The organism is Citrobacter sp. VF227 (assembly GCF_052950715.1).
The window spans coordinates 1,212,520-1,228,056 of the sequence record NZ_JBRFVF010000001.1; the positions used below are offsets into that span (position 1 = coordinate 1,212,520).

Annotated in this window: 10 protein-coding genes; 7 read left to right on the forward strand and 3 right to left on the reverse strand. The window is 50.7% G+C overall.

The genetic code is table 11. The annotated features are described in order from the left end of the window. Nucleotides 1-57: 57 nt before the first annotated feature. The gene (gene apbE, locus ACU8YC_RS05985) at nucleotides 58-1,110 is read right to left on the reverse strand and encodes an FAD:protein FMN transferase ApbE (protein WP_187253439.1); all 1,053 of its coding nucleotides are present in this window, start codon (nucleotides 1,108-1,110) and stop codon (nucleotides 58-60) included. A 115-nt stretch (nucleotides 1,111-1,225) separates the two neighbouring features. Beyond that, nucleotides 1,226-2,341 (reverse strand): porin OmpC, encoded by a 1,116-nt coding sequence (locus ACU8YC_RS05990; RefSeq protein ID WP_151219887.1) that lies wholly within the window; start codon nucleotides 2,339-2,341, stop codon nucleotides 1,226-1,228. A gap of 738 nt (nucleotides 2,342-3,079) precedes the next feature. Between ACU8YC_RS05990 and rcsD the strand changes: the two genes are divergently transcribed. Next, the gene (gene rcsD, locus ACU8YC_RS05995) at nucleotides 3,080-5,749 is read left to right on the forward strand and encodes a phosphotransferase RcsD (protein WP_187253441.1); all 2,670 of its coding nucleotides are present in this window, start codon (nucleotides 3,080-3,082) and stop codon (nucleotides 5,747-5,749) included. Between the two features lie 16 nt (nucleotides 5,750-5,765). After that, nucleotides 5,766-6,416, forward strand: a complete 651-nt coding sequence (gene rcsB, locus ACU8YC_RS06000; RefSeq protein ID WP_003027592.1) for a response regulator transcription factor RcsB — start codon at nucleotides 5,766-5,768, stop codon at nucleotides 6,414-6,416. 49 nt (nucleotides 6,417-6,465) lie between these two features. On the opposite strand, the gene rcsC is transcribed toward rcsB, so the two are convergent. After that, complete coding sequence (rcsC, locus tag ACU8YC_RS06005; protein ID WP_151219889.1) at nucleotides 6,466-9,312, reverse strand: two-component system sensor histidine kinase RcsC; 2,847 nt, start codon at nucleotides 9,310-9,312, stop codon at nucleotides 6,466-6,468. A 168-nt stretch (nucleotides 9,313-9,480) separates the two neighbouring features. On the opposite strand from rcsC, the gene atoS reads away from it, so the two are divergent. The 5 genes from atoS to ACU8YC_RS06030 all read left to right on the forward strand — a co-directional run bounded on the left by atoS (nucleotide 9,481) and on the right by ACU8YC_RS06030 (nucleotide 15,531). Further along, nucleotides 9,481-11,319, forward strand: a complete 1,839-nt coding sequence (gene atoS, locus ACU8YC_RS06010; RefSeq protein ID WP_446895118.1) for a two-component system sensor histidine kinase AtoS — start codon at nucleotides 9,481-9,483, stop codon at nucleotides 11,317-11,319. Further along, the gene (gene atoC, locus ACU8YC_RS06015) at nucleotides 11,316-12,701 is read left to right on the forward strand and encodes an acetoacetate metabolism transcriptional regulator AtoC (protein WP_151219891.1); all 1,386 of its coding nucleotides are present in this window, start codon (nucleotides 11,316-11,318) and stop codon (nucleotides 12,699-12,701) included. Before atoS ends, atoC begins: the two co-directional genes overlap by 4 nt. A 198-nt stretch (nucleotides 12,702-12,899) precedes the next feature. Beyond that, nucleotides 12,900-13,559 carry an acetate CoA-transferase subunit alpha gene (gene atoD, locus ACU8YC_RS06020; protein ID WP_003845129.1) on the forward strand — a complete coding sequence of 220 codons (660 nt, stop codon included), beginning with the start codon at nucleotides 12,900-12,902 and terminating at the stop codon, nucleotides 13,557-13,559. Between the two features lie 2 nt (nucleotides 13,560-13,561). Continuing rightward, nucleotides 13,562-14,212: a 3-oxoacid CoA-transferase subunit B gene (locus tag ACU8YC_RS06025; RefSeq protein ID WP_151219893.1), complete on the forward strand. Its 651-nt coding sequence runs from the start codon at nucleotides 13,562-13,564 to the stop codon at nucleotides 14,210-14,212. Then, the gene (locus tag ACU8YC_RS06030) at nucleotides 14,209-15,531 is read left to right on the forward strand and encodes a TIGR00366 family protein (protein WP_187253443.1); all 1,323 of its coding nucleotides are present in this window, start codon (nucleotides 14,209-14,211) and stop codon (nucleotides 15,529-15,531) included. Before ACU8YC_RS06025 ends, ACU8YC_RS06030 begins: the two co-directional genes overlap by 4 nt. Nucleotides 15,532-15,537: the final 6 nt, after the last annotated feature.

The window sequence follows — 15,537 nt, forward strand, 5'->3', positions numbered from 1 at the left end:
AGCGCTTAGCGTCAGTGTGTCCCCATAGCTGGATACAAAAACCTGCAATCTTGCTTTTTAATTATTTTCGCTGACCAGGAAGCTTTTAAACTGCGGCGACATCCAGGTTTTAAATCCCTCACCTTCTTTCATAATCATATAGACCGCAAGCCCTTCCCGACGCACTACCTCCTGGGCCTTTTCCGGACCGAGTACCATCAATCCGGTATCCCAGCCGTCAGCTTCCAGCGCGGTTGGCGCAATGACTGTCACGGACACCAGGTTGTGTTCAATCGGACGACCGGTTTGCGGATCGATAACATGGGAAAGACGCTTGCCATTCAGCTCATAATAGTTACGGTAGCTGCCGGAGGTACTAATGCCATGCCCGTTAATGTCGACAATTGCCTGTACCGCGTTTTCACGATCGGTCGGTTTCTGAATCGCGACTCGCCACGGATGCCCTTCTGCATTCATACCGCGGCTGTTGAGCGCACCGCCAACGGAAACCAGATAACGGGCGACCCCTTCCTGCTCCATCAAACGGGCCAGATGATCGGCGGCATAACCTTCACCGACGGTTGAGAGATCCACGTACAGCTCCGGCAGATCTTTCTGCAAGTAGTTCCGGTGTGCCTCATTAACAACCTTCAGATGTGAAAGTCCGGTTTGTGCTTTTGCGGCGTCAATTTGCGCCTGAGTGGGAATATGCAACGGTTGCTGATCCGGGCCAAACCCCCACAGATTAACCAACGGTCCTACGGTGATATCCATGGCCCCATCAGTTTTTGCGCCAATGCGTAACGCCAAGGTCACAATATCCGCCATCGCGTCATTAACCGGCCATGGTGACAAACTATTCGATAAGTTAAAGCGCATCAACGCAGAGTCGTTTTTATAGGTTGAGAGAAGCTGATCGTCAGCATCGAGCTGAGTCTGGATCTTCACCTGTAGTTCTGCAGCGCGTTTTGCATCGACGCCAACGGCACTGACCCGCCAGAAAGTGCCCATGGTTTTACCTTCCAGAACGGTGGCAGGTACTGTGGTCTGAGCAGGTTTCGGGGCTTCATCGCACCCGACAAAAAAAATCGTCACCGTCAGCAGCGCTGCGCGATAAAATTTCATTTCCATACGTAATTATCCTCATGCGAACGGGCGCAAGAGTACACCAAAAATCATTGTTTGTACGGCGGAAAAACGGCATTAAAAAAGGCCCCGCAGGGCCTTTGATAACAATAAATGCAGATTAGAACTGGTAAACCAGACCCAGCGCTACGATATCATCGGTACCGATACCTGCGTCACGGGTGAACTGATTGTCATCCAGCAGGTTGATTTTGTAATCAACATAGGTGGACATGTTTTTGTTGAAGTAGTAAGTCGCGCCAACATCAACATATTTCACGATGTCCTGGTCGCCATAGCCACGGCCCAGGTCTTTGCCTTTCGACTGCAGGTAAGCCACGGACGGACGCAGACCGAAGTCGAACTGGTACTGAGCAACAGCTTCGAAGTTCTGTGCTTTGTTAGCCCAACCCAGGGAGCCTGCACGCGTTGCGTTGTAGGTCTGAGTGTACTGAGTTGCAAAGTAGAAGTTGTTGGCGTCGTATTTAATACCACCGGTATAGGTTTCAGCACGGTCGCCGGTACCGAAGTTCAAACGGTTCTGTTCGTCGGTACGTTTGGAACTGGTGACTGCAGTACCCAGAGAGAAGCCTTCGCCGATATCATAAGTGATAGATCCGCCAACGCCGTCGCCGTTTTGGCGCAGCGCGTCACGACCGTTGTTGGTTACGCCAGTGAAAGTTCTGCCGGTATCGTCTTCGCCACTCACGCTACCGTTTTTACCCTGGTACTGAATGGCAAAGTTCAGGCCATCAACCAGACCGAAGAAGTCGGTGTTACGGTAGGTCGCGAAGCCGTTACCACGCTGCTGCATGAAGTTGTCAGAACCGTAGGTGTCGCCGCCGAATTCCGGCAGAACGTCGGTCCAGGACGTTACGTCGTAAACTACGCCGTAGTTACGACCGTAGTCGAATGAACCCACGTCTGCAAATTTCAGACCAGCAAACGCCACACGGGTCCAGGCGTTGTTTTCATTTTCTGCGGAGTTACCCTGAATCTGGTATTCCCACTGGCCGTAACCGGTCAGTTGGTCGTTAACCTGGGTTTCGCCTTTGAAGCCGATACGCATATAGGTTTGGTCACCGTCAGCGCTTTTATCATCGGAGAAATAGTGCAGACCGTCGACTTTGCCGTACAGGTCTAATTTGTTGCCGTCTTTGTTATAAATTTCAGCCGCATTCGCTGCGCCTGCTACCAGCAGTGCTGGTACCAGGAGGGACAGTACTTTAACTTTCATGTTATTAACCCTCTGTTATATGCCTTTATTGCTTTTTTATGCCACTGCATACTGATTAAGGTGATTAACCAGTCGGCAACTTCATTCTCCGCAAAAACACAGAATAATCCAACACGAATATGATACTAATACTTTAAAGATGTTTCATTTGTCCACATACATGTTTCCAGATGTTAATAGCCGGGAACTTTTTTTAATTCAAAAATAGCGCAGAATAAGCACAAATAATCAAGAATTATTAATTTATTCATATAAAACATGCAATTACATTATAAAAACCTATAGCACTGAATGACAAAACAAAATCTTCACTCGCAACTAAAATAGACCCGCTATCATCATTAACTTTATTTATTACCGTCATTCATTTATGAATGTCTGTTTACCCCTATTTCAACCGAATGCTTCGCGTTCGGTTTTTTTTTACCCTTCTTTACACAAAACTTACCATTCTGTGCTACCAATGCAAAACTATAACGACTATTAACTATCTCATCGCAACGTGTACAGATATAAGATTGATAAATAATTTCTTGTTATTTAATGCTAAACGTATGCATTCCGTACAAATATATGTACCGACCGTTATCCACTGTACACCTTTGCAGCGTAATGGCTGCAACGATATGAAGCATAAAAAATACGGGCTATGCAGTATGGTGTAAGTGTGGCAATTCATACATTACCCTTTATACTGCCCCTTCATCTTTCGCGTCGTTTAACAGGTCATAAACACGAATGAGTCAGTCTGACACAACGGTTTCTACCCGATTCTCCCTGCTACCGGGAAGTATTACCCGTTTCTTCTTATTACTGATCGTTGTGCTGTTAGTGATGATGGGCGTGATGGTTCAGAGCGCCGTCAATACCTGGTTAAAGGATAAGAGTTATCAGATTGTCGATATCACCCATGCGATTCATAAAAGAGTCGATACCTGGCGATACGTGACCTGGCAAATCTATGACAATATTGCCGCCGCGACCAGTTCGTCCGGTGCAGAAGGGCTACAGGAAACGCGTCTGAAACAAGACGTCTATTATCTTGAGAAACCCCGCAGAAAGACCGAGGCGCTGATTTTCGGTTCTCATGACAGTTCGACACTGGAGATGACCCAGCGCATCTCCACCTATCTCGATACGCTGTGGGGCGCGGAAAATGTTCCGTGGTCAATGTATTACCTGAATGGTCAGGACAATAGCCTGATCCTTATCTCAACGTTGCCGCTAAAAGATCTCACCTCCGGTTTTAAAGAATCGACCATCGGTAATATTGTCGATTCACGACGTGCGGAAATGCTGCAACAAGCCAATGCGTTGGATGAACGTGAAAGCTTCTCTTCACTGCGCCGTCTGGCCTGGCAAAACGGGCATTACTTCACGCTACGCACGACCTTTAATCAGCCTGGACATCTGGCAACGGTCGTCGCTTTTGACCTGCCGATTAATGACTTGATCCCACCCGGCATGCAACTTGACAGTTTCCATCTGGAACCTGACGCCGCCTCCACGACCGAACACCTGAATGAAAAAGAGTCGCCTGACAGCGTCAGTATTAATTTCAACAACAGTAAAATTGAGATCTCTTCGGCGTTAAATTCAACGGGTATGCGGCTGGTGTGGCAAGTACCGTTTGGCTCATTGCTGGTCGACACGCTGCAAAGTATTCTGCTACCGCTGTTACTGAACATTGCGTTGCTGGCCCTGGCACTGTTTGGCTATACCACCTTTCGCCACCTCCCCGCCCGTTCCACCGAAGTGGCGCCAAACCTTACGGCAAATAATGAACTGCGTGTTCTGCGCGCCATCAATGAAGAGATTGTGTCTTTGCTCCCGCTGGGCTTGCTGGTACACGATCAGGAAGCAAACCGCACGGTTATCAGCAATAAAATTGCCGACCACCTGCTGCCGCATTTAAATCTGCAAAATATTACCAGTATGGCGGAACAGCATCAGGGAGTCATTCAGGCCACCATCAACAATGAGCTGTATGAAATCAGACTATTCCGCAGCCAGATCTCATCGAGAACGCAGATCTTTATCATTCGTGACCAGGACCGCGAAGTGCTGGTGAATAAGAAGCTGAAGCAGGCGCAACGACTGTATGAAAAAAACCAGCAGGCCCGCGCGGCCTTTATGCAGAATATTGGCAGCGCGCTGAAAGATCCGGCTAAAACACTGGCAGCTAATGCCGCCGCGCTCGATACCCCTGACAGCCAGAAACTGGCAAATCAGGCAGACGTGCTGGTGCGTATGATAGACGAAATCCAGTTGGCCAACTTGCTGGAAAGCGACAACTGGAAGGGTGAATCGACGCTGTTTTCTATACAGGCGTTAATTGATGACGTGGTTCCGGAGCTTCTGCCAGCCATTAAACGTAAAGGGCTGCAGCTATTGATTAAAAATCACCTTAGCGCGCAGGATGAACGCCGTGGCGACCGGGATGCTCTGCGCCGTATTTTGCTGTTACTGATCCAATATGCGGTAACCACCACGCAAATTGGCAAAATCACGCTGGAAGTCGACCAGGATGAGTCGGAAGCTGAGCGCCTGACCTTCCGTATTCTGGATACCGGGGAAGGCGTCACGCTGAATGAAGTAGATAACCTGCATTTCCCGTTCATCAATGATACGCAAGGCGATCGGTATGGCAAAGCCAATCCGCTAACGTTCTGGTTATGCGATCAGCTCGCCCGCAAGTTGGGTGGACATCTGAATATTAAAGCGCGGGAAGAACTTGGAACACGTTATATAGTCCATGTTAAAATGCCCCTTCACGATCAGCATACTGAAAGTGAAGAACGTTTGTTAGATGACGTCTGCGTAATGGTTGATGTCACCTCTAATGACGTACGCAGCATTGTATTGCGCCAGCTGGAGAACTGGGGGGCAACGTGCATCACGCCCGATGAGCGGTTGAATAGTCAAGAATATGATCTCTTTTTAACGGATAATCCGTCTAATCTTACTGCCTCAGGCCTTCTTTTAAGCGATGATGAGTCTGGCGTGCGAAAAATTGGCCCTGGTCAGCTGCGCGTCAACTTTAATATGAGCAATGCTATGCAGGAAGCTGTCCTCGAGCTGATAGAAGAGCAACTGGCACAAGAAGAACTCCAGGATCTTCCCCCTGGCGGAGATGAAAACGTCGAACTTCATGCCAGCGGCTACTATGCACTCTTTGTTGACACAGTACCGGATGATGTTAAGAGGTTGTATACTGAGGCAGCAACCAGTGATTTCGCTGCGTTAGCCCAAACGGCCCATCGCCTGAAAGGCGTGTTTGCCATGCTTAATCTGGTACCCGGCAAGCAGTTATGTGAAGCGCTGGAACATCTTATCCAAGAGAAAGATGCTCCAGGTATAGAAAAATACATCAGCGACATTGACAATTACGTCAAGAGCTTGCTGTAGCAAGGTAGCCCACTACATGAACACTATGAACGTAATTATTGCCGATGACCATCCGATTGTACTGTTCGGTATTCGTAAATCACTTGAACAAATCGAGTGGGTAAACGTTGTCGGCGAATTTGAAGACTCCACTGCACTGATCAACAATTTGCCTAAGTTAGATGCTCATGTGTTGATTACCGACCTCTCTATGCCGGGAGATAAATACGGTGATGGGATCACGTTAATTAAGTATATCAAGCGCCATTTCCCGAGCCTGTCGATTATCGTTCTGACCATGAATAATAACCCGGCTATCCTGAGCGCGGTACTGGATCTCGATATTGAAGGGATTGTTCTGAAGCAAGGCGCGCCAACCGATCTGCCGAAAGCGCTTGCCGCGCTGCAAAAGGGTAAGAAATTCACTCCGGAAAGCGTTTCTCGCCTGCTGGAAAAAATCAGCGCCAGCGGCTACGGCGACAAACGTCTGTCACCGAAAGAGAGCGAAGTTCTGCGTCTGTTTGCCGAAGGTTTCCTGGTCACCGAAATCGCGAAAAAACTCAACCGCAGTATTAAAACCATCAGCAGCCAGAAAAAGTCGGCAATGATGAAGCTCGGTGTGGAAAACGATATCGCCCTGTTGAATTACCTCTCCTCTGTCACGTTGAGCCCGTCAGACAAAGAGTAATTCTCTGTATCCAAAAAAGCCTGATGTGCATAACGCCATCAGGTTTTTTTTATCCCCGCGTCTTTCTCACTCTTTCCGCGTAAACCGTCAGCGTTTGCTTTAATACATCTAATGTCACTGGCTTAGACAAACAGCTATCCATACCTGATTCCAGGCAACGCTGCTTCTCTTCGGCCAGCGCGTTTGCCGTCACCCCGACAACCGGCAGCGTCAACCCTAACTGACGGATACGCTGCGTCAGGCGATAACCATCCATATTTGGCATGTTGACGTCGCTCAACACAATGTCGATATGGTTTTTGCTCAGCACATTAAGCGCGTCCACCCCGTCATTCGCCGTTTTACACTGATATCCCAACGATCCCAACTGATCGGCCAGTAAACGCCGATTGATAGGATGATCGTCGACCACCAGGATCATCATGTCATCGTTGGTCGCCCCCACTTTATCCGGGACTGGCAGCGCCGTGGAAAGCTCTTCACTGCTCAGCTCAACGCTGTAAATATGCGCCAGCAGCGCAGGCAGTTCATGCGGTGATGCCACGCTGTGTACCCACTCCCCCGGCACTCTTTCCAGCGGAATACCGATATGACGGCGGCAGAAAATTACCGCAGCCCGTCCCTGCCACTCCTGGTCCAGCACATCGTCGGCAATCAGCAGGTCATCTGCATCCGGTTGCTGCCCTTCATAACGCAGCACCGTCATCCCGTTACGTGTCAGACTGGATTCAACAAACTGATACAGCGACGCGTTGCGCACCGCCAGCCAGCAACGTTTGCCGACAAGCCCATCGATACCTTTGTTCAGCGGATACTGCGCGCCATACAGCGGAATACGCAGCATAAACTGGCTACCCATTCCCGGTTCTGAATCGACGGAAATATCCCCATCCATCATGCTGATCAGTTTTTCACAGATAGCCAAACCGAGCCCGGTTCCCTGGAAATTACGCTGAACGCCAGTACCTACCTGGAAGAAAGGATCAAATAGCCGGACGACTTCCTTGGCTGGGATCCCGACCCCGGTATCACGTACGCGAATACTTAGATAGTCGCCGTTACATTGCACGTGGAGCACAATGCAGCCGGTATCGGTAAACTTGATAGCATTACTCAGCAGATTAGAAATCACCTGCTGTAAACGCATCGGATCGCCATTAAGCGCAACCGGGACATTCGGGTCGATAAAGCAGTACAACCCCAGTTGTTTGCGAACCACCAGCGGCAGATAGTTAGCCGTAATATGATTCATTACTTCACGCGGTGAAAACTCGCGCGGTTCAATTTTCAACTGTTCAGATTCAATTTTCGAGAAATCGAGAATATCGCTAATAATCTTCAACAGCAGGCTGGAAGAGTTGTTCATCGCCGTCACCAGGCGATCCACTCCGTTGGGTAACTCTTTGGTTTGCAACAAATCAAGGTTACCAATAATACCGTACAATGGCGTGCGTAGCTCGTGGCTCACGGTCGCAAGGAACATCGATTTGGACTGGCTCGCCTGCTCCGCCGCTTGCGCCATCTCCTGCAATGACTCTTCCATTTTAACGCGCGCGCTGACGTCAACCAGCACGCAAATTGCTACGTTTTCATTACGATAGCGCGAGTGTACAAAGCTGATTTGCAGATTGGTATTGTTGCTGGTCAGCACATCAACAAAATTGACCTGCTGACCGCAGATAATTTGCGTTAACCGTTGCCGGTCTTCATGGGTCAGCATATTGAGATAGGTATGCGCCAGCTCATTACTCAGGATATTAATGCCATCCATCGTGCGCAGAATACAAATGCCAACCGGCGCGGAAGCCACGATTTTACGGTTAAACTGCTCGTGCTCTTCCAGCCGCTGAGCATCGCTTTCCGCAGGAATAAAAATGCGCCGCTCATACATGCGCGTGAGCATAAATAACGCCGCGCCAACCAGCACATTCAGCAGGATAGCATTCAGGATCATCATGCGGATCCGCTCCAGCACCAGGTCGACCGGCACGGAATACACAATGCTCAGCGCTGACGGCGGCAGATTTTTCTTCAGCACCAGTTCGTGAAAACCCGACGTATAGCCAAACCAGGAACGCTCCTGCATCCAGCGAGGTTCAGCCTTAATATTACTCTCGGGACCGGTAAGCGAAATTAGCGCATGACCATTTTCATCAAGAATTGTCACTCCCATCGGCAAACTGCCCGGCGTGAAAAAGTTCTCCATGCGAATAGGCTGTTCCACACCCAATAGCGCCTGCAGTCGGTTGGCAAGATATACCGGCGTCAGCGCATAGAAATAGCCGACTCCTGGCCGCGGCCCCTGGCTAATCCAGAACAGGTTGTTACCGTTTTCGTCCTGCGGCGCATTGCGATACTTAATAATGCGCTCATGCAGCGCCTTCAGCGCCCCGTCACGTTCAACCGGCGTATCACGCAAGCCGAAATTAGCCATACAAAGGTTGTCGCTGCCAATCAGAAACACGCGGTTCAAATCATAGGCCGCGGAAAAGTTGTCACGCCAGTAGCGCATAAACCACGCCAGTGATTCCAGCGAACCTCGCCAGGTATTGCCCATCACCGAGCAGTCAGAGTCGGCAAACAGCGGCTCAAAGTTTGGCACGACGGTTTTATCATCCCGCGCCCGCAACGACATCACGCCGTTTTCCGCCGTTAAGCGATTCTCCGCGATATATTTCAGTTCTTTAATCACATCAGAGGTGCGCTGAATGTAACGTTGCGCCTGATCGGAGCTGAGATTAAGCTCCTGGTGAATCTCAGACTCTCTCTGGTGCAACGCATTCACGATGTAGAAAACGGAGGCAAACGCGATTAGACACCAAATCAGGAGCGCCAACGCCCTGAACAGATAGCGAGAGACTTTTAGCGTTGAATGAACGGAAGCAAGGTATTTCAAAGGGGCGAAGCTCCGCCTCAGGGCATTAATAGAGTGTGGTTAAGGTAGCGGTAAATGTCCGGCGTCGCAATGCCCTCTCTTTACGGGAATATGATACACCGCTCTGAAACCATTGTCTTAACCCGTGATAATCATCGTTTGCCTGAAAAATACTGCACGGATGTCAGAATGCGCGACCTGAGATGGCTGGCTCGTCGGTTATACCCACGGCGATTACGCAACCAAATGATCATGATGGCAATTCTGATGGTCATCATTCCGACGATATCTATAGGTTATATCGTAGAAACTGAAGGCCGTTCAGCAGTCTTATCTGAAAAAGAGAAAAAACTGTCATCGGTGATAACCCTGCTAAACGATGCGTTAGGCGACAGCTTCAGTCACTACCCAAATCTGCCGCGTGAAGCGCGTATTCGCGCACTTAATCATGAGTTAGCCCCCGTCACCGAACGGATTACGCAGGCGTTTCCCGGCATTGGTGCTGGGTATTATAACAAAGAACTGGATGCCATTATCACTTACGCCCCCTCTGCGCTCTACCAAAGCAACGTAGGTATTACTATCACCGAAGATCATCCCGGACGCGAAGTGATGAGTAGCAACTTGCCTGTGGTCTATTCAGGACGACAGGTACGCGGCGATATACTCAACTCCATGATCCCCATAGAGCGCCAGGGTAAGGTTATTGGCTATATCTGGGCCAATGAGCTAACTGAAGATATCCGCCAGCAGGCCTGGAAAATGGACGTCAGGATTATTGCTGTCCTGGTTGCCGGCCTTATCTGTAGCCTGCTACTCATCGTACACTTTTCACGCCGCCTCAGTGCGAATATTGACATTATCACCGATGGACTCTCAACGTTGGCACAAAAAACGCCCGCCAGATTGCCTGAACTCCCCGGTGAGTTGGGACAAATCAGCCATAGCGTCAATGCGCTGGCGCAAACGCTACGAGAAACCAAAACCCTTAACGATCTGATTATTGAAAATGCTGCCGATGGAGTGATCGCCATCGACAGGCAGGGTGACGTCACCACCATGAACCCTGCGGCAGAGCAGATAACCGGCTATACGCTGCATGAGCTGGTTGGACAGTCCTACGCGACGCTCTTTGCCAACACACAATTTTATAGTCCGGTACTGGACACTCTTGAACACGGCACAGAACATGTAGCCCAGGAGATTAGCTTTCCGGGACGTGAACGCACCATTGAAATCAGCGTCACCACGAGCAGGATCCATAACGCCCACGGCGAGCTGATTGGCGCACTGGTTATTTTCTCCGATTTAACCGCGCGTAAAGAGGCCCAGCGTCGGCTGGCGCAAACCGAAAGGCTTGCCACCTTAGGTGAACTGATGGCCGGAGTCGCGCATGAAGTGCGAAATCCGCTGACCGCAATTCGTGGCTACGTCCAAATCATCCGCCAGCAAACCTCTCTACCGGAGCATCAAGAATATTTATCTGTTGTGCTAAATGAAATTGATTCCATTAATAAAGTTATTCAACAGCTGTTAGATTTCTCACGTCCCCGACAAAGCCAATGGCAACAGATTCAGCTCAATGCGCTAATTGAAGAAACGCTAATCCTGGTGCAAACCGCTGGCCTTCAGGCTCGGATCGCCTTTACCACGGAATTAGATCCCAGACTGCCGCCAATCGTCGCCGATCGCGAACTTCTCAAACAGGTGATCCTCAATATTTTAATCAATGCGGTACAGGCTATAGCTGCGCGTGGCGAGATTCGCATTCGCACCTGGCAATACTCGGCCTCGCAACAGGCCGTGACGATTGAAGATAATGGCAACGGGATCGATCTCGCCATCCAGAAGAAAATATTCGGTCCCTTTTTTACTACAAAAGCATCAGGCACCGGCCTTGGACTGGCGCTGAGCCAGCGCATCATTAACGCGCATCAAGGGGATATCCGCGTCACCAGCCAGCCAGGCTGCGGGGCGATATTCACCCTAATTTTACCTCTTAACCCGCAGGGAAATCCGTCAGAATGAAAACGACCTACCGTATTCTCATCGTAGATGATGAAGAAAATGTTCGCCGTATGCTTGCCACCGCATTTTCCCTGCAGGGACATGAAACGCATGACGCCAGCGACGGGAAAGCCGCCCTGAGCCTGTTTAGCGAAATTCAGCCCGACGTGGTGCTGATGGACATTCGCATGCCGGAGATGGATGGCATCGACGCGCTGAAAGTCATGCGCACGCAGCAACCACGCATCCCCGTCATTTTGATGACCGCCTATGCCGAAGTAGAAACTGCAGTAGAAGCTCTACGTAGCGGCGCATTCGACTACGTGATTAAGCCCTTTGATCTCGACGAGCTAAGCATGGTGATTCAACGCGCGTTGCAATTGCAGGAAATGAAACAGGAAATCCGTAATCTGCATAAAGCGTTGAGCACCAGTTGGCAGTGGGGGCATATTCTGACCAACAGCCCACGAATGATGGATATCTGTAAAGACACGGCGAAAATCGCCCTCTCACAAGCAAATGTCCTGATAAGCGGTGAAAGTGGTACAGGAAAAGAGCTGATCGCGCGCGCCATTCACTACAACAGCACACGCGCCAACGGCCCGTTTATTAAAGTTAACTGCGCGGCTCTGCCTGAGTCGCTGCTGGAAAGCGAGCTATTTGGTCACGAAAAAGGTGCGTTTACCGGGGCACAGACGTTGCGCCAGGGGTTGTTCGAACGCGCTCATCAGGGAACGTTATTGCTTGATGAAATTGGTGAGATGCCGCTGGTGCTGCAGGCTAAACTGCTGCGTATTTTGCAGGAGAGAGAGTTTGAACGCATCGGCGGACACCAGACCATTCGCGTTGATATTCGCATCGTCGCTGCCACCAACCGCTGTCTGCAAACGATGGTGAAAGAAGGAACATTTCGCGAAGACCTGTTTTACCGGCTCAACGTTATCCATTTGACTTTGCCTCCCTTACGCGAGCGTCGTGAAGATATTGCCTTATTAGCAAACCATTTTTTACAAAAATTTAGCTCTGAAAATCAGCGAGATATTATTGAGATCGACTCAACGGCGCTGTCGCTCCTCACCGCCTGGCCCTGGCCGGGTAATATTCGCGAACTGTCAAACGTCATCGAACGCGCAGTCGTAATGAATACCGGCGCAGTGATCTTTGCCGACGATCTCCCCGACCCGTTCCGCAACCTGGTTAGCGCTACGACAGAGACAAAACCGACTTATTCCGGGGAACGCAATCTGAAAGAAGAGATTAAGCGTGAGGAAAAACGCATTATCCTTGAAGTCCTCGATAGTCAGGACGGCAATCGCACCCGCACGGCGTTGATGCTGGGCATTAGCCGCCGCGCTCTGATGTATAAATTACAAGAGTACGACATCGATCCATCCGGTTCCTGATACGTAAATTTGCTATGCAGAATTTTGCACACTGCGCAAAACTCTGCATAGTTTCTCCATCCTTCCTTCAAAAACACAAGATAAATAACCGCATAATTTCAATAGGTTAATTAATTTCACTTCACCTTTTTCATTCTGGCACCCTGCTTGCAATTCCCTAAGCGTACCCAAAATGGAGTATGCAAAAAGGGAAACATAATGAAAACAAAACTGATTACCTTACAAGACGCTGCGGGCTTCTTTCGTGACGGCATGACCATCATGGTCGGTGGTTTTATGGGGGTTGGCACACCACCTCGTCTGGTTGAAGCCCTGCTTGAATCCGGCGTCAGAGATCTGACGCTAATCGCTAACGATACCGCCTTTGTCGATACCGGTATCGGCCCCCTGATCGTCAATGGGCGGGTAAGCAAAGTGATCGCTTCGCACATTGGTACCAACCCGGAAACGGGTCGCCGCATGATCGCCGGCGAGATGGACGTTCAACTGGTTCCGCAAGGTACCCTGATCGAGCAAATCCGCTGCGGCGGCGCGGGTCTTGGCGGCTTTCTGACGCCCACTGGCGTCGGCACCATCGTGGAAGATGGCAAACAGACCATGACGCTCGAGGGTAAAACCTGGCTGCTTGAACGTCCATTGCGCGCCGATTTAGCGCTTATTCGTGCCCACCGCGCTGACATGCTTGGCAACCTCACCTACCAGCTCAGCGCCCGTAACTTTAACCCGTTGATTGCCCTTGCCGCTGACATCACGCTGGTTGAACCGGATGAAATGGTGGAAACAGGTGAGCTGCAGCCTGACCAGATTGTTACCCCGGGCGCCGTTATCGACCATATCGTCATTCCACAGGAGAGCTAATCATGGATGCTAAACAACGTATTGCGCGCCGTGTGGCGCAAGAGCTTCGCGATGGCGATATCGTCAACTTAGGTATCGGCCTGCCAACCATGGTAGCCAATTACTTGCCCGCTGATATTCACATTACGCTGCAATCCGAGAACGGTTTTCTGGGACTGGGCCCGGTGACCGCCGCGCATCCTGACCTGGTTAACGCGGGCGGCCAACCGTGCGGTATTTTGCCGGGCGCGGCGATGTTTGATAGCGCCATGTCATTTGCGCTTATTCGCGGCGGTCACGTTGATGCTTGTGTGCTTGGCGGGTTGCAGGTCGATGAGCAGGCCAACCTCGCCAACTGGGTGGTTCCCGGAAAAATGGTGCCCGGCATGGGTGGCGCGATGGATCTGGTGACCGGTGCGCGTAAAGTCATTATCGCCATGGAACATTGCGCGAAAGACGGCTCTGCGAAAATCCTGCGCCAATGCACCATGCCACTTACTGCGCAACATGCTGTGCACATGCTGGTCACTGAGCTTGCCGTATTTCGCTTTATTGACGGCAAAATGTGGCTGACTGAAATCGTCGAAGGTTGCGACATCGCTACGCTGCGTGAAAAAACCGAAGCCCATTTTGATATTGCCGACGATCTTCGCATCCAGCGAGGTGACGCATGATTGGCCGCATCGCTCGCTTTATGACACGGGTGGTCAGCCGCTGGCTGCCCGACCCGCTCATTTTCGCCATGTTATTAACGTTGCTGACTTTTGGCATCGCATTATGGTTAACGCCTCAGACGCCCATCAGCATGGTGAAATTCTGGGGGGACGGTTTTTGGAACCTGCTGGCGTTTGGTATGCAGATGGCGCTGATCATCGTAACCGGCCATGCATTAGCCAGTTCCGGGCCGGTGAAAAGCCTGCTGCGTACGGCGGCATCCGCCGCCAAAACCCCTGCTCAGGGCGTAATGTTGGTCACTTTTTTTGGTTCGGTGGCCTGCGTTATTAACTGGGGATTTGGTCTGGTGGTCGGGGCGATGTTTGCCCGCGAAGTCGCCCGTCGGGTACCGGGTTCCGATTATCCGTTACTGATTGCTTGCGCTTATATTGGGTTCTTGACCTGGGGTGGTGGTTTCTCCGGCTCAATGCCTTTGCTGGCGGCAACGCCTGGCAACCCGGTCGAGCACATTGCGGGGCTGATTCCTGTCGCGGATACCTTGTTCACCGGTTTCAATATCTTCATCACCGTGGCACTGATTGTGGTGATGCCGTTCATCACACGCATGATGACGCCAAAACCTTCAGATGTGGTGAGCATCGATCCGAAACTGTTACTGGAAGAGGCTGATTTTCAGAAGAAACTGCCGCCAGATGCGCCGCCATCTGAAAAACTGGAAGAGAGCCGCATTCTGGCACTGATTATCGGCGCATTAGGGATTACCTATCTGGGCATCTATTTTGCCGAGAAGGGTTTCAACATCACCATCAATACCGTCAACCTGATGTTTATGATTGCCGGTTTACTGCTGCACAAAACACCGATGGCCTATATGCGCGCGGTCAGCGCTGCCGCACGGAGCACAGCCGGTATTCTGGTGCAATTCCCCTTCTACGCGGGCATTCAGCTGATGATGGAGCACTCCGGTCTCGGTGGGCTCATTACCGAGTTTTTCATCAACGTTGCCAACAAAGATACCTTCCCGCTGATGACCTTCTTCAGTTCAGCACTGATTAACTTCGCCGTGCCATCCGGCGGTGGCCATTGGGTTATTCAGGGACCGTTCGTTATGCCTGCTGCTCAAGCGCTGGGTGCCGATCTTGGCAAATCTGTCATGGCCATCGCCTACGGTGAGCAATGGATGAACATGGCACAACCGTTCTGGGCACTCCCTGCTCTGGCCATCGCCGGATTGGGGGTACGCGACATCATGGGGTACTGCATCACCGCCCTGCTCTTCTCCGGCATCATTTTTGTTATTGGATTGACCTTGTTCTGACGGCAA

Coding starts and splice junctions, on each gene's coding strand:
- apbE (WP_187253439.1), bottom strand. CDS start 1,110: ATGGAAATGAAATTTTATCGCGCAGCGCTGCTGACGGTGACGATTTTT.
- ACU8YC_RS05990 (WP_151219887.1), bottom strand. CDS start 2,341: ATGAAAGTTAAAGTACTGTCCCTCCTGGTACCAGCACTGCTGGTAGCA.
- rcsD (WP_187253441.1), top strand. CDS start 3,080: ATGAGTCAGTCTGACACAACGGTTTCTACCCGATTCTCCCTGCTACCG.
- rcsB (WP_003027592.1), top strand. CDS start 5,766: ATGAACACTATGAACGTAATTATTGCCGATGACCATCCGATTGTACTG.
- atoS (WP_446895118.1), top strand. CDS start 9,481: ATGCGCGACCTGAGATGGCTGGCTCGTCGGTTATACCCACGGCGATTA.
- atoC (WP_151219891.1), top strand. CDS start 11,316: ATGAAAACGACCTACCGTATTCTCATCGTAGATGATGAAGAAAATGTT.
- atoD (WP_003845129.1), top strand. CDS start 12,900: ATGAAAACAAAACTGATTACCTTACAAGACGCTGCGGGCTTCTTTCGT.
- ACU8YC_RS06025 (WP_151219893.1), top strand. CDS start 13,562: ATGGATGCTAAACAACGTATTGCGCGCCGTGTGGCGCAAGAGCTTCGC.
- ACU8YC_RS06030 (WP_187253443.1), top strand. CDS start 14,209: ATGATTGGCCGCATCGCTCGCTTTATGACACGGGTGGTCAGCCGCTGG.